The sequence below is a fragment of the Mycobacteroides sp. H003 genome (assembly GCF_001440135.1).
In the GTDB taxonomy this organism is placed as follows: Bacteria; Actinomycetota; Actinomycetes; order Mycobacteriales; family Mycobacteriaceae; genus Mycobacterium; species Mycobacterium gwanakae.
Map to the genome: position 1 here is coordinate 1046029 of NZ_LJYL01000034.1, position 20661 is coordinate 1066689.

Annotated in this window: 18 protein-coding genes; 6 read left to right on the plus strand and 12 right to left on the minus strand. The window is 62.9% G+C overall.

Going from position 1 to position 20661, the window contains the following annotated elements:
- Positions 1–12: 12 nt before the first annotated feature.
- A complete protein-coding gene (locus tag AOT87_RS25135; protein ID WP_057969257.1) occupies positions 13–678 on the plus strand; it encodes an NYN domain-containing protein in 666 nt (221 codons plus the stop codon).
- 36 nt (positions 679–714) lie between these two features.
- Positions 715–3690, plus strand: a complete 2976-nt coding sequence (locus AOT87_RS25140) for an MMPL family transporter (RefSeq protein ID WP_057969251.1) — start codon at positions 715–717, stop codon at positions 3688–3690.
- A gap of 41 nt (positions 3691–3731) precedes the next feature.
- Here AOT87_RS25140 and AOT87_RS25145 read toward each other — a convergent pair whose 3' ends face one another.
- Positions 3732–4361, minus strand: coding sequence for a TetR/AcrR family transcriptional regulator (locus AOT87_RS25145; protein WP_131727325.1), 630 nt, complete (start codon positions 4359–4361; stop codon positions 3732–3734).
- Positions 4362–4476: 115 nt separating this feature from the next.
- Between AOT87_RS25145 and AOT87_RS25150 the strand changes: the two genes are divergently transcribed.
- The 4 genes from AOT87_RS25150 to AOT87_RS25165 are packed head-to-tail and all read left to right on the plus strand — an operon-like array spanning position 4477 to position 7944.
- Complete coding sequence (locus AOT87_RS25150; RefSeq protein WP_070940472.1) at positions 4477–5403, plus strand: metal-dependent hydrolase; 927 nt, start codon at positions 4477–4479, stop codon at positions 5401–5403.
- Entirely contained in the window at positions 5400–6530 is a 1131-nt protein-coding gene (locus AOT87_RS25155) for a PDR/VanB family oxidoreductase (protein ID WP_057970141.1), read from the plus strand. The genes AOT87_RS25150 and AOT87_RS25155 overlap by 4 nt, the downstream gene beginning before the upstream one ends.
- A gap of 26 nt (positions 6531–6556) precedes the next feature.
- Positions 6557–7468 (plus strand): alpha/beta fold hydrolase, encoded by a 912-nt coding sequence (locus tag AOT87_RS25160; RefSeq protein ID WP_081343270.1) that lies wholly within the window; start codon positions 6557–6559, stop codon positions 7466–7468.
- Positions 7465–7944 carry a YiiD C-terminal domain-containing protein gene (locus AOT87_RS25165; RefSeq protein ID WP_070940453.1) on the plus strand — a complete coding sequence of 160 codons (480 nt, stop codon included), beginning with the start codon at positions 7465–7467 and terminating at the stop codon, positions 7942–7944. The genes AOT87_RS25160 and AOT87_RS25165 overlap by 4 nt, the downstream gene beginning before the upstream one ends.
- Before the next feature lie 46 nt (positions 7945–7990).
- Here the strand turns inward: AOT87_RS25165 and AOT87_RS25170 are convergent, their stop codons facing one another.
- The 11 genes from AOT87_RS25170 to AOT87_RS25220 all read right to left on the minus strand — a co-directional run bounded on the left by AOT87_RS25170 (position 7991) and on the right by AOT87_RS25220 (position 20659).
- Positions 7991–9862, minus strand: coding sequence for a DUF2339 domain-containing protein (locus AOT87_RS25170; RefSeq protein WP_057967240.1), 1872 nt, complete (start codon positions 9860–9862; stop codon positions 7991–7993).
- Between the two features lie 47 nt (positions 9863–9909).
- Complete coding sequence (locus AOT87_RS25175) at positions 9910–10566, minus strand: TetR/AcrR family transcriptional regulator (protein ID WP_030097344.1); 657 nt, start codon at positions 10564–10566, stop codon at positions 9910–9912.
- Between the two features lie 25 nt (positions 10567–10591).
- On the minus strand, positions 10592–11842 hold the full coding sequence (locus tag AOT87_RS25180; RefSeq protein ID WP_057967241.1) for an MCE family protein: 1251 nt from the start codon (positions 11840–11842) through the stop codon (positions 10592–10594).
- Positions 11839–13032, minus strand: coding sequence for an MlaD family protein (locus tag AOT87_RS25185; protein ID WP_030097346.1), 1194 nt, complete (start codon positions 13030–13032; stop codon positions 11839–11841). The genes AOT87_RS25180 and AOT87_RS25185 overlap by 4 nt, the downstream gene beginning before the upstream one ends.
- Positions 13032–14159, minus strand: a complete 1128-nt coding sequence (locus AOT87_RS25190; protein WP_057967242.1) for an MCE family protein — start codon at positions 14157–14159, stop codon at positions 13032–13034. Before AOT87_RS25190 ends, AOT87_RS25185 begins: the two co-directional genes overlap by 1 nt.
- Positions 14156–15202 (minus strand): MlaD family protein, encoded by a 1047-nt coding sequence (locus tag AOT87_RS25195; RefSeq protein ID WP_057967243.1) that lies wholly within the window; start codon positions 15200–15202, stop codon positions 14156–14158. Before AOT87_RS25195 ends, AOT87_RS25190 begins: the two co-directional genes overlap by 4 nt.
- Positions 15195–16253, minus strand: coding sequence for an MCE family protein (locus AOT87_RS25200; protein ID WP_057967244.1), 1059 nt, complete (start codon positions 16251–16253; stop codon positions 15195–15197). The genes AOT87_RS25195 and AOT87_RS25200 overlap by 8 nt, the downstream gene beginning before the upstream one ends.
- Positions 16250–17818, minus strand: a complete 1569-nt coding sequence (locus tag AOT87_RS25205; protein WP_057967245.1) for an MCE family protein — start codon at positions 17816–17818, stop codon at positions 16250–16252. The genes AOT87_RS25200 and AOT87_RS25205 overlap by 4 nt, the downstream gene beginning before the upstream one ends.
- The gene (locus AOT87_RS25210; RefSeq protein WP_030097351.1) at positions 17819–18676 is read right to left on the minus strand and encodes an ABC transporter permease; all 858 of its coding nucleotides are present in this window, start codon (positions 18674–18676) and stop codon (positions 17819–17821) included. It abuts the gene before it with no gap.
- Between the two features lies 1 nt (position 18677).
- The gene (locus AOT87_RS25215) at positions 18678–19535 is read right to left on the minus strand and encodes an ABC transporter permease (protein ID WP_030097352.1); all 858 of its coding nucleotides are present in this window, start codon (positions 19533–19535) and stop codon (positions 18678–18680) included.
- A gap of 491 nt (positions 19536–20026) precedes the next feature.
- The gene (locus AOT87_RS25220) at positions 20027–20659 is read right to left on the minus strand and encodes a response regulator transcription factor (protein ID WP_030097353.1); all 633 of its coding nucleotides are present in this window, start codon (positions 20657–20659) and stop codon (positions 20027–20029) included.
- Between the last annotated feature and the right edge of the window lie 2 nt (positions 20660–20661).

The window sequence follows — 20661 nt, forward strand, 5'->3', positions numbered from 1 at the left end:
CTCGCCGAGGACTTGGAGCGCCCGAACACCGTGGACGAGACGGCCCACCGACGCCGGGTGCTGCGAGTACTGCTGGTGTGGGACGCACCCAACCTCGACATGGGCCTGGGCGCCATCATCGGCGGCCGCCCCTCCGCGGAGAACCGGCCCCGGTTCGACGCCCTGGGCCGCTGGCTGCTCGAACGCACGGCCGCCTATTCGGCGGATCACCCCGATTGCCTCGTCGAACCCGAGGCCACAGTGTTTACCAATATCGCGCCGGGAAGTGCCGACGTGGTGCGCCCATGGGTCGAGGCGCTGCGCAATGTTGGGTTTGCGGTATTTGCCAAACCCAAGATCGACGAAGACAGCGACGTCGACGTCGACATGCTTGCTCACATCGAGCTACGGTCCGACGAAGGCCTGGCCGGGGTGCTTGTGGCCTCGGCGGATGGTCAGGCTTTCCGAGAACCGATGGAGAAAATCGCCAGTGACGGGGTGCCCGTCAGTGTGCTGGGATTTCGCGAACATGCGAGTTGGGCGCTAACCTCGGATACTCTGGAGTTCGTCGATCTCGAGGACATACCCGGAGTTTTCCCCCGAGCCTTACCGCGGGTGGGTCTAGATTCGCTCCCCGACGAAGGCGCCTGGTTGCAGCCATTCCGACCCTTGTCGGCGTTGCTGACGTCCAGGACATGAAAACCGGCGCGTGAGAGACGCTAGTTAGGAGATTCTGTGTTCGCCTGGTGGGGCCGAATGGTGTACCGGTATCGGTTCATCGTCGTTGCCGCGTTCGTCACGGTCTGCCTGGGTTCCGGGCTTTTCGGGATAACGCTCGGCGACCACGTGACGCAGAGTGGCTTCTTCGCGGACAACAGCGAGTCGGTGAAGGCCTCCGTGATGGCCGACGACGCGCTCGGACGCGACCGGACCACCCACGTCGTCGCCGTCATCGCAGCCCCCGAGGGTAAGACGGTCGACGATCCCGCTTTCCAGAAGAAGGTCATCGACCACTTCGACCAGCTTCAGAAGGACAACCCCAACGAGGTCTACGGCTGGGCCGGCTGGTTACGCGCCCCCACCACCACAGACCCCACCGTCAAACGGATGGTCACCGACGACCGTAAACACACCTTCGTCTCGGTCAGCCTCAAGGGCGACGACGACGACACCATCCTCAACAACTACAAAGCCTTGTCTGATCCGGATAAGGACCACGACCCCGCCAAGAACAAGTTCCTGCTCAACGGCGTCGACATCCAGCTGGCCGGCCTGCAGCCCGTGGCCAGCGAGCTGACCGGAACCATCGGTACCGACCAGCAGCGCATGGAGGTGCTGTCGCTCCCGATCATGGCGGTCGTGCTGTTCTTCGTCTTCGGTGGTGTGATCGCCGCGGGTCTGCCGCTGATGGTCGGCGGTCTGACCATCGCGGGCGCACTCGGCATCATGCGGTTGATCACGCTGTTCGCCCCCGTGCACTTCTTCGCTCAGCCGGTGGTCACGCTCATCGGCCTGGGTATCGCCATCGACTACTCGCTGTTCATCGTCAGCCGCTTCCGCGAAGAAATCGCCGAGGGTTACGACACCGAAACCGCGGTCCGGCGCACCGTCATCACCTCCGGCCGCACCGTCATGTTCTCGGCCACGCTGATCGCGGCCGCCCTGATGCCGATGCTGATCGTGCCGCAGCAGTTCCTGAGGTCGCTGACATACGCCGGTATCGCCTCGGTGCTACTCGCCGCGATTCTGGCGGTCACCGTGCTGCCAGCGTGCCTGGGTGTTCTCGGGCGCCATGTCGATGCCCTGAGCATCAAGCGGTTCAGCCGCACCAAGTCGCGCGAGGAGCTGGAGAACGGCTTCTGGGGACGCACTGTCGTCTTCGTGATGCAGCGGCCGCTGGTCTTCGCCGTCCCGATCGTCATCGTGATGCTGCTGCTGATCATCCCGCTGGGCAACCTCAAGCTCGGCGGATTCAGTGAAAAGTACTTGCCGCCAACGAATTCGGTTCGCGTAGCTCAAGAGGACTTCGACAAGCTGTTCCCCGGGTTCCGTACCGAGACCATCACCATCGTGACCAAGGGCGCCACGGATTCGCAGCTCAACCAGATCCGGGCCGACGCCATGAAGGTTCCCGGGTTCGTCGAACCCGGCGGAGACAAGAGCCAGATGTGGCAGCGCCGCCAGTCCGTCAAGACCGACGGCGACGCCAGCGTCAAGGTCATCCAGAACGCCCTGATCAACCGTGATACCGCCGGGGCCAAGGTCAAAGAGCTCCGCGCGATGTCCGTTCCCAAGGGCGTCACGATGTATGTCGGTGGTACTCCCGCCCTCGAGCAGGACTCGATCGACACCGTGTTCGACAAGCTCCCGCTGGTGATCGTGATCCTGATCAGCGTCACCACAATCCTGATGTTCCTGGCATTCGGCTCACTGGTCTTGCCCATCAAGGCAGCCGTCATGAGTGCCTTGGGCCTGGGTTCGACGATGGGCATCTTGACCTGGATATTCGTCGACGGACACTTCTCCAAGTGGCTGAATTTCACTCCGACACCGCTGACCGCGCCGGTGATCGTGCTGATCATCGTCGTCATCTACGGCCTGTCCAGCGACTACGAAGTGTTCCTCATGTCCCGCATGATCGAGGCGCGGCATCAGGGCCTGTCCACCACCGAGGCTGTGCGCGTGGGTACTGCCAACACCGGGCGGATCATCACCGCGGCCGCGTTGATCCTGATCGTGGTGGCCGGCGGCTTCGCCTTCTCCGATCTGGTGATGATGAAGTATCTGGCCTTCGGTCTCATCGCCGCCTTGATCCTGGACGCCACCGTCGTCCGCATGCTGCTCATCCCGGCGGTCATGAAGCTGCTCGGCGACGACTGCTGGTGGGCACCGGCCTGGATGAAGCGCATCCAGGTGAAGCTCGGCCTCGGCGAGGTCACCCTGGCCGACGAGCGCAAGCGCCCGACCGGACGCGAGCAGGCCATCGCGGCTGCCAGTTCTCCGGTCGGGTCCAACGCACGCACTACCAAACTGCAGATCGCCTCCGAGCGCACCCGGTTGCCCTCGACACCCACACCGCGCCAACATGATCCGTCCGCACCGGCGCGGCCCACTCCGCCGCCTCCCGCTCCTCCGACCACTCCGGTCAACATCGCGAGCGACGACAGTGGGGACGCCCCTGCGACAACGCGGATGTCGGTGCCCGGCAAGAACATTGCGCCTACCGACGCGCCCACCGCGCGCGTACCCGGTGGCAACCCCACCGGCCCGGACGCTCCGACCACCCGCAGCGGCGTCGCCGGCGCTCAGCGCCCCGCCCCCCGGAACGCCGATCGGGAGATCGAATCGTGGCTCGGTGAGCTGCGCGGCCCCAAGCAGCCCGGCTCTGGCCCGGCCGAGGCGGGCGACGCGACCACCGCGATTCCCGTCGCGAAGCCCAACCCTGCCAATGGCACCTCGGGTGAGGATGCGACAACGGCAATGCCTGTCGCCAATCCCGACGCCACTCGACAGGGACCGCCGCGGGCACCCCGTCCGTCACGGGCCCAGCAGACCGCGCCGCCGTCCGCCGACGCGACGGAAGCATTGCCTGCGTCCGATCAGAAGCGCACGCCGCAACAGCAACAGGAAGCGGACGAGGCCACTCGCCGCAGCCGTGGTGGCAGTGTCAGCGCGCAGGATCTGCTACGTCGCGAGGGGCGCCGCATCTAACGCGACAGCTCCTCTGCTTCAACGTGTTACGGCCATGCCGGCTAGTTGGCAACACTTCCGGCATCGACGATGAGGTTCACCAGAGTCTCTTGTAACTCATCGGCTGTGATGGCGCCTAGCCGTCCACCAACCCAAAGAGTGACGAGTTCGATGGCACCGTTGGCGATCAGGAGTGTCGAAAGCTCCAGATGCCGATGTCCACGCGGCAGCGGGAGTTCTCCTTTGATGGCCTCGCTGACCATCGCGGTGGCCACCAGAAACGCTGCCTGCTGCCGAAGCTCCGTGAGCGATTCGTCCCCGCCGTGTCCCATGCTGAGCAGCGCTACCCGCCGGGGGTCGTCTACGAGGAAGCTCATCGTCGCCTGAACGTTCGCCTGAATACGTTCCCGCATTCCACCGCGTACCGAGGCCGACACCGTTGCGTAATGTGCGGCCAACTCGCCTAGCTGCCAGCCATATACGGCTTCCATGAGCTCGTCGACCGACGCGAAGTTCTCGTTGAAATACCTGTCATTCAGGTTCGCCGCAGCAATGACGCGCCTTTTGGACAATCGATCGCGACCGCTCTCGGCAAGGAGGTCAAAAGCCGCCTCGAGAAGCTGCGCCCGACGACGCTCTCGGCGGGCGTCTGCTGTTTCCCCAGCATATGACCGGTCCACCTTTACCACCACGTCCCCGATTTTAGCGGGGGTGTTGACAACCCAGGTGGCCACGCGCAAACTGAGTCAAATCTGATGGCAGAGTGCCACCAGATTGCATGGCACTACTGACGAGGTGAAGCGGATCGTGAACAACGCAACTTCGAAGCACGGCACCGGAGTTTCAGTCTCCGCGGCTCCTGGCGAGGATCGGGTGGCCGTCCGGGCGCGCAACATTGAGTTCGACATCTCCGACTCCCCCCTGCATTGGATTCCCGGGGACCCGATCGCCTCACATGGCGCATCGATCTTCAATTTCTTTCTGCCCGTGGGTGAACGGTGGTTCTGCGCAGTCTACGAACGGGCGCTGCCGTTCGTGAATGACGACAAAGTGCGCGAGGACATGCTGGGGTTCATCGGGCAGGAAGCAACGCACGCCCAGACCCACGATCACATATTGCATTACTGGTTCGATCAGCACGGAATCACGTACGCCAAAGGCTTTGTGACACTGACGGAGTGGGCGGAACAGAAGATCTACCCGCTCTTCGACAAGCTGTCCGGCAACGCCCTGCTATGGGTGCTCAAGCCACAGATATGCGCGATAGCCATCATTGAGCACCTGACCGCCTACTACGGGGACTTCATCCTGAACTGTCACGAATGGGACAGGCGAGGTGCCGACCCCGTAATCCGCGATCTATACCGCTGGCACGGCGCCGAGGAAATCGAGCACCGGTTCGTGGCCTACGACGTCGCCGAGTACTTCGGGATAAAGCGCTACCAGAAGAATATCGCTGCGATCCTCGTGGCGATCCTCTACGAACCCATCCTGCTCTTTGCGATGCGGGCCCTGGTCAAACACGACCCCGCGCTGCCAAAGATGGGCTATCTGAGACTGATTCGCGAATGGCGCGGTGCGGCACGGCGCGGAACCCTTCCTCCGTTCGGCACGATGCTGCGGCAGTTGCCGCACCTGCTCAGCAAGACTTACTCACCTGCAAGGGTCGGCAATACCGCACAGGCCGTCGCCTACCTCGCGCAGTCACCTGCGGCGCGCGCCTTCGCCGCATGACCTCGGCGACCGAAATCGGCCCGGGGCCAACGCCGCCGAGTATCGGCGGACGCTTTCACCGTGACCCGCTGATGCGGGTTCTCGGTGGTGTCACAGACGCCAGCAGTTGGATACTCGACCGCTCCCAGAGCGTCCAAAGGCGTCTGAACCGCCGTCCCAGGCAACTACCAAACAATGTCGACCGGCATACCGTGGTGGTGTTTGACAAGAAGATCGTCGCCGAGGACGAGCACGTCGTCCAGATAACACTCTGCGCCCCAGCCGGTACCGTTCTACCGGCCTGGCATCCGGGGGCACATATCGACGTATTCCTGCCGTCCGGCCGCAGGCGGCAGTACTCACTATGCGGTGATCCCAGTGACGTCGCCGAATATCGAATAGCAGTACGACGCATCCCCGACGGCGGCGGCGGTTCCATCGAGATGCACGATCTCACCCCTGGGACACGGATCCAGATCAGCTCACCGCGCAATGCCTTCTATATGGCCGTCCCCGGTGCAGGCTCACCCAGCACACGCCTGCGATTCATCGCGGGCGGCATTGGGATTACCCCGATACTGCCGATGCTCAGACTGGCCGACCGACTCCAGCTGGATTGGACCATGCTTTACACCGGCCGACACCGCGCCAGCCTGCCGTTCCTCAACGAGTTGTCTCCGTACGGAGAGCGAGTCACGGTCCGCACCGATGACGAGCACGGGCTTCCCCATGCAAGCACCCTTCTGGCTGGTGTCGACGAACGCACCGCGATCTACGCATGCGGCCCGGCTGCCATGATTGCCGCCACGCGAGCCGGTCTGCCCACAGGTTCACAGACCGAGCTGCATCACGAAAGATTCTCGGCACCAACGGTGGTCAACGGAAATTCATTCGAGATCGAGCTCGCACGAAGCGGCGAGACCGTCACAGTGGAAGCCGAGGAGAGTGCGCTGGACGCCATCCGGCGCGTCCGACCCCACCTCACCTATTCCTGCCAACAGGGCTTCTGCGGTACCTGCGTGCAACGGGTCCTCAGCGGCGAGGTCGAGCACCGGGAACAGCTGCTCACCAATCTGCAGCACCAAGACGGGCAGATGCTGATCTGCGTCTCCCGCGCCGAGGGCCAGCGGCTGGTCCTGGACCTATGAACTCGCCGCAGACTGTAAAGGATGACATGTCCAGGCTCACCAGCTTCGAGCGACAGGGGCTCACCTTCGAGGTCCGCGATAGTGGCCCGACAGAAGGAATCCCGGTCATACTGCTACATGGCTTTCCGCAGACCTCGGCGTCATGGCGCTCTGTCGCCGAATCACTGAACAGGCTGGGGTTTCGAACGTGGGCGCCGGATCAGCGAGGCTACTCACGAGGGGCGTCGCCGTCGCGGCGACGCGACTATCGATTCTCCGAATTGGTTGCCGACGCCGTTGCGCTCATCGAAGAAGCCCACGCCGGTCCAGTGCACCTGGTGGGCCACGACTGGGGCGCCGGAGTCGCCTGGGGCGTAGCCGACAAACGCCCTGATCTCCTGAGAACGCTGACTGCGGTCTCGGTGCCGCATCCCCTGGCCTTCGCACTATCGACGTTGACAAGTGCACAGGCATTCAAGTCTTGGTACATGCTGCTCTTCCAAATTCCGTGGATCCCAGAGCTGCTGATGCGCAAGAAGGACGGCTTCTTCTACCGCAGGCTCCTGGGCACTGGAGCAACACCCGAGAACGCAGCCCGGGACCTGAATGACCTTCACCGGCTCGACGCCATAACAAACGCTTTGCATTGGTACCGCGCCCTTCCTTTCGCATTGTCTTCCCTTCCGCTGCGCAAGATTTCGGTACCCACGCTGCAGGTCTGGAGCGATCGCGATACAGCAGTCGGCAAGCATGGGCACGACTTGTCTGAAAAGTTCGTCAGTGGGCCGTGGGAACTACGAACGCTGGAAGGCGTCAGCCACTGGATCCCCGATGAAGCCGCAGGCCCGTTGACCACCGTCTTGGTCGAACATTTCAGAAGACACGACGCTTGCCTTCCGGGCGATTCCACACAAGGCCCACAGGGTGACATGGGGAGCGTGGACGGAGCGACGGCATGAACGCTGGCACCGAGACTGCCTCTGACTCGGAGAACCTTGCCGAGGCGGTCAATCAGATTGTCGCCGTGTCGGTTCCCGCCATTCACCAGATGAAGGTAACTGCCCTCGAGGTCACTCCCGGGCATGCCGTATCGATGGCTCCGCTGGAGGGAAACACCAACCACGTCGGCACTATCTACGCGGGCGTCTTGTTCACACTCGCCGAGTCGTTAGGCGGCGCACTTGCGATCGGCACATTCGATATGGCGCAGTACTACCCGGTTGTCAAGGGATTCAACATCACATACCTCAAACCAGCGCGGAGCGAAGTGCGAGCAGAAGCTCGTATCGACACGAAGAGTGCAGCCGAAATTGCGGCCCGAGCAGACAACGTTGGCAAGGCCGATTTCGACGTTGAATGCGAAATATCAGATACAGCGGGAGTCGTCGTGGCCACCAGTCGCGGCAGTTACCAACTTCGCCGCCACGGAACATGAAGCCGCGAGGGGCGCCGCATCTAGCGACGCCCCTCGCGAGCCCGGACTACTTGGTAGGCACCTCGGTTACGGATTGTTCTCCGCTCGTTGCGTATTCACGCGCGTATAGCGTGCCGCCACCGAGCAGCAGCAGACCGGTGACAATGAACGCACCGATCCGGGCAATACCGTCGAGGGTGGCCAGGTCGAACAGGAACAGCTTGGCGACGGCCATCGCCGCGAGCACGAACCCTGTTCTGGTGAACCAGCTCTGGTCGCGATAGCGGCGCAGACCGGCGAGCAGTAACGCCACCGAGAGCGCCATCCAGGACACCGTCGCCACACCGTGGCCCAGCAGGAACCCATCGTTGTTGCCCAGCAGCGCGGTGCCCGAGAGCACGATCGCCGCCGTCCCCGAGTACAGCATCGACACCGCGGCCAGCACACCGCGCACGGGAGCGGACTGTGCACTCGCCCAGCCCACCCGATGCATGGCCGCCATCATCATGCCGGTTGTCGCCGCGGCGAGCACACTCGCGACGATCAGCAGCGGCCCTGCCGCATGCACGGCATAGTTCGAGTTGGCCAACATCTCCGGCGGTACGCAAGCGATGTAGGCCATACCGCCCAGCCCACCGAACACCTGGCCCAGCACCAGCGAAATACGATCCCGGATTTGGTATCCCATGGTGCAGAAGGACAGTGCGATCGCCAGTAGCACCACCACGAGCAGACCCTCCCGAGTGCCGTCGACCGCTGCTTGCAGCAGTGCCAGCCCCGCCACCGCGGCCATTGTGATGCGTGCATGCATCGGAAGGCCACCGACAAGAAGCAGCACCGCGCCCATCACCGCGGCGACCCCGACCGGCACGAGCACTCCCAGCGGCCATACCGGGAGCAACAGAGCGTTGTAGAGCACCGGCACGCAGGCGACCGCGATCATTATTGACGAGGTGGGGTCATTGTCCTCACCGGTCAGCAGCCACAGCGACCCCACCAGGGTGACCCCCAGCGCCAGTACCGCCATAGCCAGCAGGGCATGTGGGTGCCTATCAGCCGCATCGTGGCCGATGGCCGCCAATAGTGTCAGCGCGACGCCCACGGTCCGGAAGGCATGAAGCACTGGCCAATTGCGGCCAATCTGGGCGGGCAGGCTGGCGATCAGCAGCACCAGTGCGAACGCGGCGAGTTCGACGGTGAACCCGTCGGTCAGGAACGGCGCCAACACCGTGATCGCGGCCACCATCCCGGCCGCAAAGGGCTGAGAATTCCACTGCCGCGCCAGCACCAGGCCCGCGCCCGCGATGGTCAGCCCGAGCGCCAGTCCCGCCATCACCGGAATCCGTTGATAGATCACCGTGAGTGCCAGCACATCAAAGTACCCCGCCGCGAATCCTGTTGCTGCGGTGGCGATACCACCGATACGGCCACCAGGTCTGGATTGCACCCGGACACCCAGGCCAACCAGACCCGCGGCAAGGACGGCGCCGGAGGCCATGCGCGGGACCGGACCGAAGTACCCGCTCTTGGCGGCGAGGACCAGGAGCATCACCACACCCGCGAGTGTCACCACCGCGCCCGCGAGGGCCATTGCCTTGCTGGCGAATCCTTCGCGTGCCCAAAACGGCTCCCGCGGCGGGGGCGTGGTAGGCAACGGGGCCTGAACGGGCGGTACGGGAGCAGCCGCCGGAGTGTGTGTCGCGGGTACCGGTGCAGCCAGTGGGGGCGCCCCCTGAGCACGCCGGTAGTCATCCCAATACCGCTGCGCCTTGAGATATTCGGCCTGAGTCCATTCGACCATTCGGCCCCGCAACGCATCGAGCTCTGCACGCAGCGCGCGCTCACGCCCGTCCAACTCATCGAGCGCGGCGGTCATCTGCTGCAGCTGTGGATCTGTCATGCCTCTGAGCGTCGCGGCTACGGGTCCCGTAGTGAACACGTAGACCTACCTCGAGGGGTAGGGGTTTCTCACGCCGTTAGGTAGCGCTACTCAGCACCACGCATCCGGTCCGGCGCATCCGCGGCCACGTGACCCAGATACGCGGTGTACAGGGTCCGGGAGGCAAAGGACTCCTGCTCGCCCCACGGCAGTTGCGGCCTGGTGACGAGCAGCGAGGCAACCCCATGCGTGGTCGCCCACAGCTGCAAGGCCGGTTCCAGGGTATTGCCCGGCGGGAACAGTTCCTCGTCGACGAGTTCCTGAACGACGCCGCGAAGATGCAAAAAGGCTGAACTGTTGAGTATCTCGTCAGATTCGATACCCCGCCGTGGTGGTCGGGTGGTCGCGAACCGGTACATCAACGGGTTCTGCGCGGCGAAGCGCACATAGGCGAGGCCGAGCGTGTGTAGACGTTCCACCCCGGCAGCGATGTTGGACGTTGCCCGCTGCAGTGCCTCACCGAGTTGCTCGAAGTACCTGGAGCACAGCGCGTCCGCCAACTCGTCGGTGCTCGAAAAATGCCGGTAGAAAGACGGCGCCGTGATGCCCAGCGCCCGCGTCAATTCGCGGGCCGACGGGGCCCGGGCCTCGCCCGACCTACGGATGAGATCCATTGCCGTATCGATGATCTGCTGTCGCAGCAGCCAACCCTGCCCCCGGGGCAGGCGCTTTCTCGGTGCGGTTGCGTTGTTTTCGTCATCCATGTGTCACTCCACCGCATGTCCTGGATCAGCTCGGGGGCGCGATGGGGAGCGTCGGCCCGCCCTGAGGTGTAGGGATGGTGAACCTCCCCTTGGGAGTAGGGTCCGTGGTCTTCCCGAGATCGGCACCGGCCGGCGGCCCCGCGGTGTCGTCGCCCGCAGGGCGCGGAGCGTTCTTGGCCCCGCGGATCAGAACCGCCGGATCGTCATTGGCGCAATACGTATAGATAGGCGGTTCCGGGAAATCGGCCGAAGAGGGCGGTACTCGCGGAGTGCCGTAGTCACAGGCGTAGCGCGGGTACAGATCTGCCGTGGCCCACACGCCACCGTCGCGCATGGTGTCAGCGATGCCACCGAACACCGAGCCACGGTAGTTGGGGAAGAACGCGTTGATGGCTGGGGTACGCACGTACAGCATCTGCGCTGTCGAAGCGAGGTTGGCCAGGAGCGCGACCATGGTGTCGGAGTTGTCGGCGAAGAGACCGTCGACGGCGCCCAGGGTCTTGGGGGTTTGACCGACGAGGGTGCGGTAGCCGTTTTGCATCTTCTCGATGCCGCGCAGGGTGCGGCCCAGCTCGTTGGCGGTGGCCTGGATGCCCGAGTTCTTGTCGGCGGCCAAGGTGAGCACCACCCGGCTGGTCTTGAGCAGGCTGGTGGTCTCAGGCAGCACCGAATCCAGGGTGCTCAGCAAGAAGGTGCCGCCGTCGATGATCTCGGTGAGCTTGCGCGGGCCTTCCTTGCTCAGGCTCAATTCCTTCTTAATGAGCTCCAGCTTCTTGGGATCCACCTGCGCCAGCAGACCATCGGCATCAGCCAACAGCTTGGCCAACGTCACCGGCACCTGCGCACCCTCAGAGATCACGGCGCCGTCCTTGAGGAACGGGCCTTGCTGACCGGGCCCGCCCTCGAAGTTGATGTACTGCTCACCGGCTGCCGACAAACCCGTCACGCGGACTTTCGCCGCAGTCGGAATCCGGTACCTGGATTGAATCTCGGCGGTCACATTCACACCCTGCTGGGTAATCTCGAGCGACTGCACCGTCCCAATCTTGACCCCCCGCAACGCCACATCCTGATTAGGTAACAACCCACCGGACTCCGGCAGCTGCACCATCACCCGATACGTCGAGGCAAATGGGTTGACGCGCAACGCGCCAACGAACAGATAGACCACCGCCACGACCATGGTCAGTGCCAGAGCGATACCCGACAACGCCGCCTTCTGGCGGTGGCCCGCACGGACAGCGCCGACCAGAGTATTTGCAAGCGCGTTGATCATCGCCCACCTCCCGGAGCGGGCGGGATGGTCTCGATAACACCGGGCTCGGTGGGGCTGGGGCGCACCGGAACTTCCTGCCCGTACGCACCCTGGCCGACGACGCGTTCCTGCAAGCGCCATAGCGTGTACTTAACGGACCCCACCAGTTGCGCCCAGTTGTATCGCTTAGGGCCGTGTAGACCTGTGTCGGCGTGAGAACCCGCATCGGGTATCGAGCCGAGAACCAACTGGTCTATTCCCGCAGTGAGGGACAGCGAGTTACCGGCGGTTGCTTTGATCGCGGTGGGCATGATCCGGTTGAAGGCAGCAAGGCTGGTATCGGGATCCAGCGCCACGTCATTCCATGCCTTCGCAACGGTATTGGCGTCCTTGATAACGCTGCGGCCGCTGGTGTCCGTACCGGCAATCGATGGGAACTTCTGCAGCTGCTTGGTGGTGTCGCCCGCCATCACCAAGAGTTCGGACAGCTGCGCTGTATTGGCGGCCAGCGTCTCCGTGGCCGGCCCCGCCGCCGTCACGATATCGGTAATAGCCTGGTTCTTGGCGTCGATCCGGTCAGCCAGCTGCGAAGTCTGGGTAAGGGCATCAGAGATCTCCGCTGAGCGTGAATTCAGCTTTCCCAGTAACTGATTGGAGTCGTTGATCAGATCGCCGAATGCCTGGCCCTGGTCACCGGTCGCCTTTCCGAAACCATTGACAATATTGGTCAGGTTGCGTACGGCGCCCCCGTTGGAGGCTAGCGCGGCCGAGCTGAGCACCGATTCCACTGTGGCGGCGGCGGTCGTCGAGTCCAGACCGATGGTGTCACCGTCTTTCAGGAGCGGGCCATCCGACAGTGCCCCCGCAGGGGGACGGATCGAGACAAAAACATCACCGAGTGGTGTGGCCGAACGCAATTCGGCGGTGCTGCCCTTGGGCAGCCGAACCCCGTCAGAGATGCGCAACGTAGTGATCGCCGTGTAGTTACTCACGTGCATCTCGTCGACCTGTCCCACATCGGCACCGGCGAGTTTGACCTTCGCACTGTCCGGCAGGTTGAGGACGTTGGCGAACAGCGCCGTGAGGCGGTATCCACCACTGCCGATACCCGGCGCGGGCAGGGGCAGGTCACCGAGACCGTTAGTGGCACAACCACTCAACACAGCAGCGGCCGCGACCGCCGAAGCCGCCAGTATCTTGCGCGCGCCCATCACTTCTGCCCCATCGCCGCGAGTCCGTCCAGCATGTAGGTCAGCCCAAAATCGGGTCCATAATCCTGCAATGTCCCGGTGCCACAGCCCAATTGACGTAGGCCCATCATGTTGCAGATTTCCTTGTCCATCTGGCTCTCGAATAGCAGCCGATCGGTCATGAACCGGACACGCAACCGCTTGTTGTCCTGGTCCACGACGTTGTACATGTTGTCCCACGCCAACGGCTGGACGTCGATCCACTCGGAGATCTCACGCTGGTTGTCCACGACCGCTTTGAGCGCGGTGTTGGAGTTGAGGATGGTTTGTTTGAGGTTGTCGCGATTGGCCTCGACAATGTCTCCAGCTTGCTTCACCAGATCGTTGAACTTGTGCCCAGTGGACCCGGTTCCCAATGCCTCATCATCGAGGATTTGGCTCAGTTGGTGAACAGTAGAGGCGAATTCACGCAACTTGCCATCGTTGGCTGCCGCTGCGTCAAACAGCGAGCTAACGTTCTTGATGATGGTGGTCAACTGCTCGCGGGTGGTCACCCCACCTTCGGAACTCAGGCGCAGCGCCTTGGATAACTCACCAAGCCCGGACTTGATCTTCTCCCCGTTGTTATCGGCGATCCCGACAGCCGAGTTGACGATATCGGCCACCGGCCCCTGACCCTTGCCATCTCCCTTGAGGGACAACGAAAGACGGTCCAGCATGCCCAGCACCCTGTCGAACTCCACCGGGGTCTTGGTGTGGTCCAATCCGATGGTGTCACCGTCTTTGAGAGTCGGCCCGCCGCGATAGGGCGGAGACAGCTCGACCTGGCGGTCGGTCAGGATCGAGGTGGACAACGTGACTGCCTGGACATCGGCGGGCACTTTCACATCTTTGTCGACCGTGAACTGCACCTCGACGTAGCCGGATTGCGGCGTGATCTTCGTAATCTTTCCTACCGGCATACCGAGCACCGCAACGACATTCGACTCATACAAACCGGAGGCATTGTCGAACTGCGCGGTCAGCGTGATGTGATCGAGTTGCGATTTCACGAAATACGCCCCCGCGCCGATGACGGCCGCGGCCAGCACCACTACCGTGCCGACCATCGCGATCAGCCGGCTGCGCCTAGCGCCCATTGTCATCATTTGCAGTCCTTGAAGTACGGGATCATTCCGAATTGCTTGGCGCGCCCACTGATCGCACACATCCACGAATCGACCAACAGGCCATTCGACAGGTTGATGTCGATAGCGTTGCCGGTACCTGTCGAGTTGGCGATACCGCGTATCAAGACCGGCGCAATCGGGTACAGACTGCGTAGCAGATCGTCGTGCTTACCCAGCATGTCGGAAAGCCCCCGCGCCGTCTTGAGCATCTCGTCGAGCTGCGGGCGGTCCTTGATCAGGACCTTGCTGAGCTGCTCAACCAGGTTCGTGAATGACTGCAGCATTGCGTGAAAAGTGGCGCGGCGGGCCACGAGTTCACCAAGCAGATCTTGTCCCTGGTTGATCAGCACGCCAATGCCGGACTGCTGGCGACGCAAGGTGTTAGTCACCTTTTCGGTGCTCCTGAGCAGCGTCCCCAACTGATCGCGCCGCTCGGCGATCACCGAGGACAGCGACTGGATGTTCGCCATGGCCTCTGGCACCACGTTGGGCAGTCCCTGCAGCTGCTTGCCGAGGATGCTCAGTGACTGAGCCACCTTGTCGAAATCGACTTGGTCAAAGGTGTTCGTCGCCCCAGCCAGCGCGGCCTGCAGATCGTAAGGAACCTCGGTATGCGCGAGATCAATTGTCTTGCCAGGCAATGCCCCCGCACCCTTGGGCTGCAGATCCAAGTACCGGGATCCCAGGATGGTGGTGACGCGGATAGAGGCTTTGGTGTCCTTACCCAACATGATGTCGTCTCGGACGCTAAGCCCGGCTTCAACATGGTCACCGACCAGTCTCATGCCCGTGATGTTTCCGACGGGTATACCCGCCACCGTGATCGGCTGACCCGCGCGTAACGAGGCAGCCTGCGCGAATTCCGCCGTGTAGGTGGTGTAGCCCAAGCCCATGGCCTTGACCAGCAGCATGCCACCCACCAGCGCAGCGATTGCCGCGATAGCGATGAACCCGAGCCAGGTCTTGTTGTACGTCTCGACCGGCCGATTCTTGATCCTCTGCCATCTGGATTGCTCAGCCATTGGCCATGTTCCGGCATCGCGGGGTGTGCTGGGCGACGTTTCCAGGCGTAGCGGCGTTGACGATGATCGGTATCACGTCATTGAGACCGGGGAAGAAGCCGGTGAGGTTCAGGTCGCACATGTAGACGTTGATGAACGCTCCCTCGGAGTAAAAGCGAGACAGCCCCTTCAGAGTGAGCGGCAGGTTGGCTCCCAGGAACGCGTACTGCGGTTCAATACTCACCACATGCTTTCCGAATCCGGGCTGGCGGGTGATGAGTTCGTCGAGCGAGGGGTATACCTCGTCGGTGATCTTCGACAGGCGCCTCATGGACTGCGCCATCGAGCCCACCGAGGACACCAGCTCGGGCCGCTTGCGATCCAGATCCGACACCGTCTGCCGTGTCTGGGTCAGCATCTTGTCGAGGTTGTCGTTCTGCTGCGCAAGATTGCCCGTGACGGTGTTCAGGCTGGTGATGGCATTACCCAACGCCTGGTCACGCCCCGCAAACGTCTTTGTCAGAGTTGATGTTTGACTAACCAGCGTGACAATCGAGGCATTGTCACCTTGTAGTGACTGAATAACGCCCTTGGTCAGATTGTCGGCCTGCTCGGGCGACAGCGTGCTGAACAGCGGCTCGTAACCGTTGAGTAGCGTGGTCACGTCAAACGACGGGTCCGTGCGCTCCACTGGGATAGTCGACCCGCCCGGCAGCACATTGGTGTCGCCCGACTTACCCAGCGCCAGACCGAGGTAACGCTGGCCCACGATGTTCTGATAGGTCACCGAGGCAACTGTGTTGCCGTACAGCTTCTGGTCGTTCTGGACCACGAAGTCGACCCTGGCCTGGTCGTTGTTGACCAGCTCGATCTTCTGCACGCGGCCTACCCGGACCCCCGCCATGCGCACGTCGTCGCCGTCACGCAGTCCGTAGACATCGGTGAACACCGCCGAATACGCCGTAGTACTTCCCGATACATCGCGGCGAAGCGTGGCGTACACCAACCAGCCGAGTGTCAGCGCCACGGTCATGAAGACCGCAAGCCCGATCAGCGGGCCACGGAATTTCATTGCTGTCCTTCCTTCACGAACGACACCGCGGTGCCGCGGGCCACGGGGCCAAGCAGCAGTTGTGTGGCAGGAGTCCGCAGACCACCGGTGATCACGCCCAACTGATCCCGTTCATGCTGACTACCGACTGGCCCGACGTTCCCGCCGAACGATGCGGGAACGACGGGCACGCCTCCACTGTCACGGGCGCCGGGAGCTACCGGCGCGGGCGGGATCGGTGGCGCCTGAGGCGGCGGAGGCGGCTCCAGATCATCGGGATCGTGGGTGCCCGGAACACGCGGCGCCGGAAATGGATGCCATGGCGGCAGAGGCGGGTTGGGGTCCGTAACGTTCGGGCCGCCCGGCGGCACCACGTACGGCGGACCCACCGCAACCAGATTTCCGTTGGGGCCCACGACTGTTCCGCGAGGCGGTTGCAGATTCGGCGGCACCTTGTAGTTCTGCGGAAGCAACGTCTCGGGCAGATCCGGTCGCACTACCTGTTCCGGAGCGGTGAAACAGCTCGGCCCCTTCAGATCCCCGTACCGCGGGCAGTCCACGCGCGTATAGGTGTAGCTCGGAGCCAGCGTCACCGCGATTGGCATATGCGGCAGGTCCCGATCTGCCACCCACATCTGCTCAAACCAGTTGCGGGACAGCTTGTTCATGTTCCGGAAGATCGGAACGAACTTGTCGGCATTAGTGGCGAAGACACCGATCGGGGGCGTCATGTGTGTGGTGATACCGATCAACTGGTCGGTGTGGTTATCGAAAGCCTGCTTGGTGGTGCCCACCGTGGTCAGCCCCGCGTGTACCAGACTTGTGAGCTGCTCACGATTTTCGGCGAGCGTCTGCATCGGCCTCACCGCCTGATGTAGCGAATCCAGCAGATCGGGTGCAGTCTGCTTGAGGCCTTCGGTGGCATCGAGAAGTGCCGAGATCGTTGAGGGTCCCGAGTCAGTCGCCACGACCTCGTTCAATTGGGTAATAAGCCGGTTGAGCTGTGCGCCGCCGGTGAGCAGTTTGACGCGGCGACTGTCTGTAGCGGCGGCTACCGCTGCGAGGATGCCCACCGAATTGTCCTCGCGGCCACGGCCGGTGGCATTGAGAACATCACGCAACTTGCTCACGGTGGTCTGGAACAGCACCGTCGGCAACTCTTGGTCTTCGGCGATATGGGCTCCGGCACGGATGGGTGCACCCGGCCCGCGGTCAACAAGCTGCACCGAAGACACCGCGAACACATTGCTCGGCACCACACGGGCGGTTGCTGTCGCCGGGATCGCCTTGGCGTACTGCGGTTTGAGGTTGATGTGTACGAAGTTCGGCTTGTTACCGGTGGCCGGGGTGACGTCGTCTACCTCGCCGACCAGTACGCCGTGATACTTCACGTCCGACTTCTGCGGCAGCCCGTCCCCGACATTCGTCAGGTCGGCGACCACGCGCAGGTAATCGTCGAGGCGGCCCGCAGACTTGAGCAGCATGGTCGCGGTGAGGGCCACGATTGCGACGAGCGTGACCGCGGCCATGGTGAGCAGCTGCCTCTCGGATGGCCCCCGGCCGTCCACTTCGAAAGAGTTTGGCATCTAGCCACCCAGCCTCGCGCCGGCGTCCACACTCCAGAGCGCCATGGTGAGCAGCATGTTGACGACGATCACGATGGTGATGGCCGCACGCATGGCGTGCCCGGCGGCGATGCCGACGCCCTCAGGGCCGCCGCTTGCGTAGAAGCCGTAGTAGCACTGGATAGTTGAGGCCAACCACACGAACACAACGGTCTTGATGACGGAGTACACGACGTCGATACCACTGACACCGATGCCGAAGTAGTGCAGATACGAGCCCACCGAGCTCCCGCTGAGAATCTGCACCATGACCTGGCAGGACAGGTAGCTGACGGCCAGGCACGCGACGTACAGCGGGATCACGGCGATGATCGATGCCATGAGGCGAGTGGTCACCAGGAACGGAATCGGTCTAATAGCAACCGAATCCATCGCGTCGATCTCCTCCGCGATCCGCATCGAGCCGAGCTGCGCGGTGAACCGGCAACCCGCCTGCATCGCGAACGCCAACGAGGCCATGATCGGCGCTAGCTCTCGCGTGCTGGCCAGCGAGCTGATGATGCCGGTTGCCGGCCCCAGACCCAGCAGGTCCAGGAAGTTGTACGACTCGATGGCCACCAGTGCGCCGGCCGTGATCCCGAGGACCAACGCCACCCCGGCCGTTCCTCCACCCACCACCAATGAGCCATTGCCCCAAGCGATATCGGACAGGTGTCGCAGGAACTCCTTGCGATACTGCCGCAGCACCACGGGCACACCGGCAAGAGCCCTGAAGAAGAAGGCAACCATATGGCCGAAACGGGCCATAGGAGAGCGAATCTTGTTGTAAACGACGACAAACGGGCGAAACCGTGGCGACAGATAGCTGGATACCGTCATGTCACAGCCCCGTCCGCGGGAACATCATGATGTACAGCTGGCTGATGGCGACATTCACGATCATCAACAGCAGGATCGATTCCACGACCGCTGCGTTGACGGAGTTGGCGACACCGATGGGTCCACCCTTGGTGGACAAACCCTTCTGGCACGCCACCACCGCCACGATGGCGCCGTAGATGATGGCCTTCAGGACCGCCAGAATCATGTCGCCAGGCGTCGCGAAGGAGGCGAACGTGGACACGAAGCTGCCCGGCGCACCGTTCTGCCAGTAGACGTTGAACAGGTACGCGCCGAGAAACCCGACGAAGCAGACGATCGCGGTGAGCGCCACGGCGATCATGATGGCGGCCGCGAATCGGGGCACCACCAGCCGCCGGATCACCGATACACCCATGACTTCCATGGCGTCGGTCTCCTCACGCATGGTGCGTGAGCCCAGGTCGGCGGTAATGGCCGAGCCCACGGCCGAGGCCATCAGCACCGCGGCAACCAGGGAGGCTGCCTGGCGGATGATCGCGATGCCGCTGGCGGCGCCCGCCAACGAAGTCGCACCTACTTGGCCTGCAAGTAGCGCGAATTGGATCGACAGCGTGACACCGATGGGCAGTGTCACCAGGATGACCGGCGTTACGGCCGTCGCGGCCTGGAATGCACCCTGCCGAACGAACTCCTGCCACTGGAACTGCCCGGTGAACAGGTCGACAAAGAACCATTGAATGGTGCGCACGCCCAGCATGAACTGCTCACCAACCGTGCTCAAGGATTCCAGCGGGTGACGCCTGACGTACCCGGTGGCCCAGTCCTCGATTGCCGCGACGCCGTCTCCCGTAGCGACTCCGGTTTCCGACCCGCTCACGGCCGACACTGGCGCAGCGCCACCCCTAGTCCAGTGGGACCAGACGCATGAATCGTCGCACCACGCATTCCAGACTCCTCGCTGACCCGGTATTCGCTGGGCGCCAAGGGCTGCAGCGCCAATGTGCGTTGACGCTAGATGATGAAGCGTTAATTTAACAGTTGGTAATATCCTAAATCACACCGATCGGTGTACTGTGCCTTGGGTCACAGTTTGTGATGATGTGCCGCCGGGACCGGTCGGAAGCACGCGCTCAACGGGCTGAACTACATTGGTGAAAAGCATTTTTGGCATAACGTGCGCCCGCTCACAGTCCCACTGGACGGAGGCGCCATCCTTGGCTGGCCGCCCGCGGAGTGCGGTGCCGCTCATTGCGTTCTGAGCCATAAACGCGGGTCCGGGAGCTGCGCGTCACACTGGCGTTGATCTGCCAATGTTTGCTGAAACAGCGCTCGCCGACACTAACGGTCAAGCAGGGAATCCGGAGAGCCCTATTCGTCCAGTCCGTGTTCGATGGCGTACCGCGTGAGTTCCACACGGTTGCCCAGCTGCAGCTTGCGCAAGGTTGACTGCACATGGTTCTCGACGGTTCGGTGACTCAGCGACAACCGCGTGGCAATCTGCTTGGCGCTCAAACCCTTCGCCACCAGACGCAGTACCTCGGTTTCCCGTTCGGAGAGCCGTGGCGTGTCGTCGCTCTCGGTCGACGGCGCGCTCGACATCCGCCGAAACTCCCCGAGTACCAGCCCAGCCAGGCCCGGAGTGAATACCGCCTGCCCCTTGGCCGTCGCCTTCACGGCATCGATGAGCTCGGTGGCAGACGCACTCTTGACCAGATACCCCGTGGCTCCGGCCTTAACCGCTTCCAGCACGTCCTCGCGTTCAGCCGAAGCCGACAGCACCAAGATGTGGCTTCGGGGAGAGGCCGCGAGTACAGCGGCTGTTGCCTGCGCTCCGTCACCGTCTGTCAGCTGCATATCCATCAGCACCACATCGGGTCTCACCGTCGCGGCAATCCGTCCAGAGGAGGCAACCCCGTCCGCAGTGGCCACAACCCGCAGCCCCGCCGCCTGCAAATCGCGAGACACCCCATCGCGCCACATGGGATGGTCATCGACCACCATCA

Excerpts from the sequence above, each read along its gene's own strand:
- AOT87_RS25190 (WP_057967242.1), bottom strand. The coding sequence starts at position 14,159 with ATGATGACAATGGGCGCTAGGCGCAGCCGGCTGATCGCGATGGTCGGC.
- AOT87_RS25185 (WP_030097346.1), bottom strand. The coding sequence starts at position 13,032 with ATGGGCGCGCGCAAGATACTGGCGGCTTCGGCGGTCGCGGCCGCTGCT.
- AOT87_RS25175 (WP_030097344.1), bottom strand. The coding sequence starts at position 10,566 with ATGGATGACGAAAACAACGCAACCGCACCGAGAAAGCGCCTGCCCCGG.
- AOT87_RS25165 (WP_070940453.1), top strand. The coding sequence starts at position 7,465 with ATGAACGCTGGCACCGAGACTGCCTCTGACTCGGAGAACCTTGCCGAG.
- AOT87_RS25160 (WP_081343270.1), top strand. The coding sequence starts at position 6,557 with ATGTCCAGGCTCACCAGCTTCGAGCGACAGGGGCTCACCTTCGAGGTC.
- AOT87_RS25205 (WP_057967245.1), bottom strand. The coding sequence starts at position 17,818 with ATGCCAAACTCTTTCGAAGTGGACGGCCGGGGGCCATCCGAGAGGCAG.
- AOT87_RS25195 (WP_057967243.1), bottom strand. The coding sequence starts at position 15,202 with ATGGCTGAGCAATCCAGATGGCAGAGGATCAAGAATCGGCCGGTCGAG.
- AOT87_RS25220 (WP_030097353.1), bottom strand. The coding sequence starts at position 20,659 with ATGGTGGTCGATGACCATCCCATGTGGCGCGATGGGGTGTCTCGCGAT.
- AOT87_RS25200 (WP_057967244.1), bottom strand. The coding sequence starts at position 16,253 with ATGAAATTCCGTGGCCCGCTGATCGGGCTTGCGGTCTTCATGACCGTG.
- AOT87_RS25155 (WP_057970141.1), top strand. The coding sequence starts at position 5,400 with ATGACCTCGGCGACCGAAATCGGCCCGGGGCCAACGCCGCCGAGTATC.
- AOT87_RS25210 (WP_030097351.1), bottom strand. The coding sequence starts at position 18,676 with ATGACGGTATCCAGCTATCTGTCGCCACGGTTTCGCCCGTTTGTCGTC.
- AOT87_RS25180 (WP_057967241.1), bottom strand. The coding sequence starts at position 11,842 with ATGATCAACGCGCTTGCAAATACTCTGGTCGGCGCTGTCCGTGCGGGC.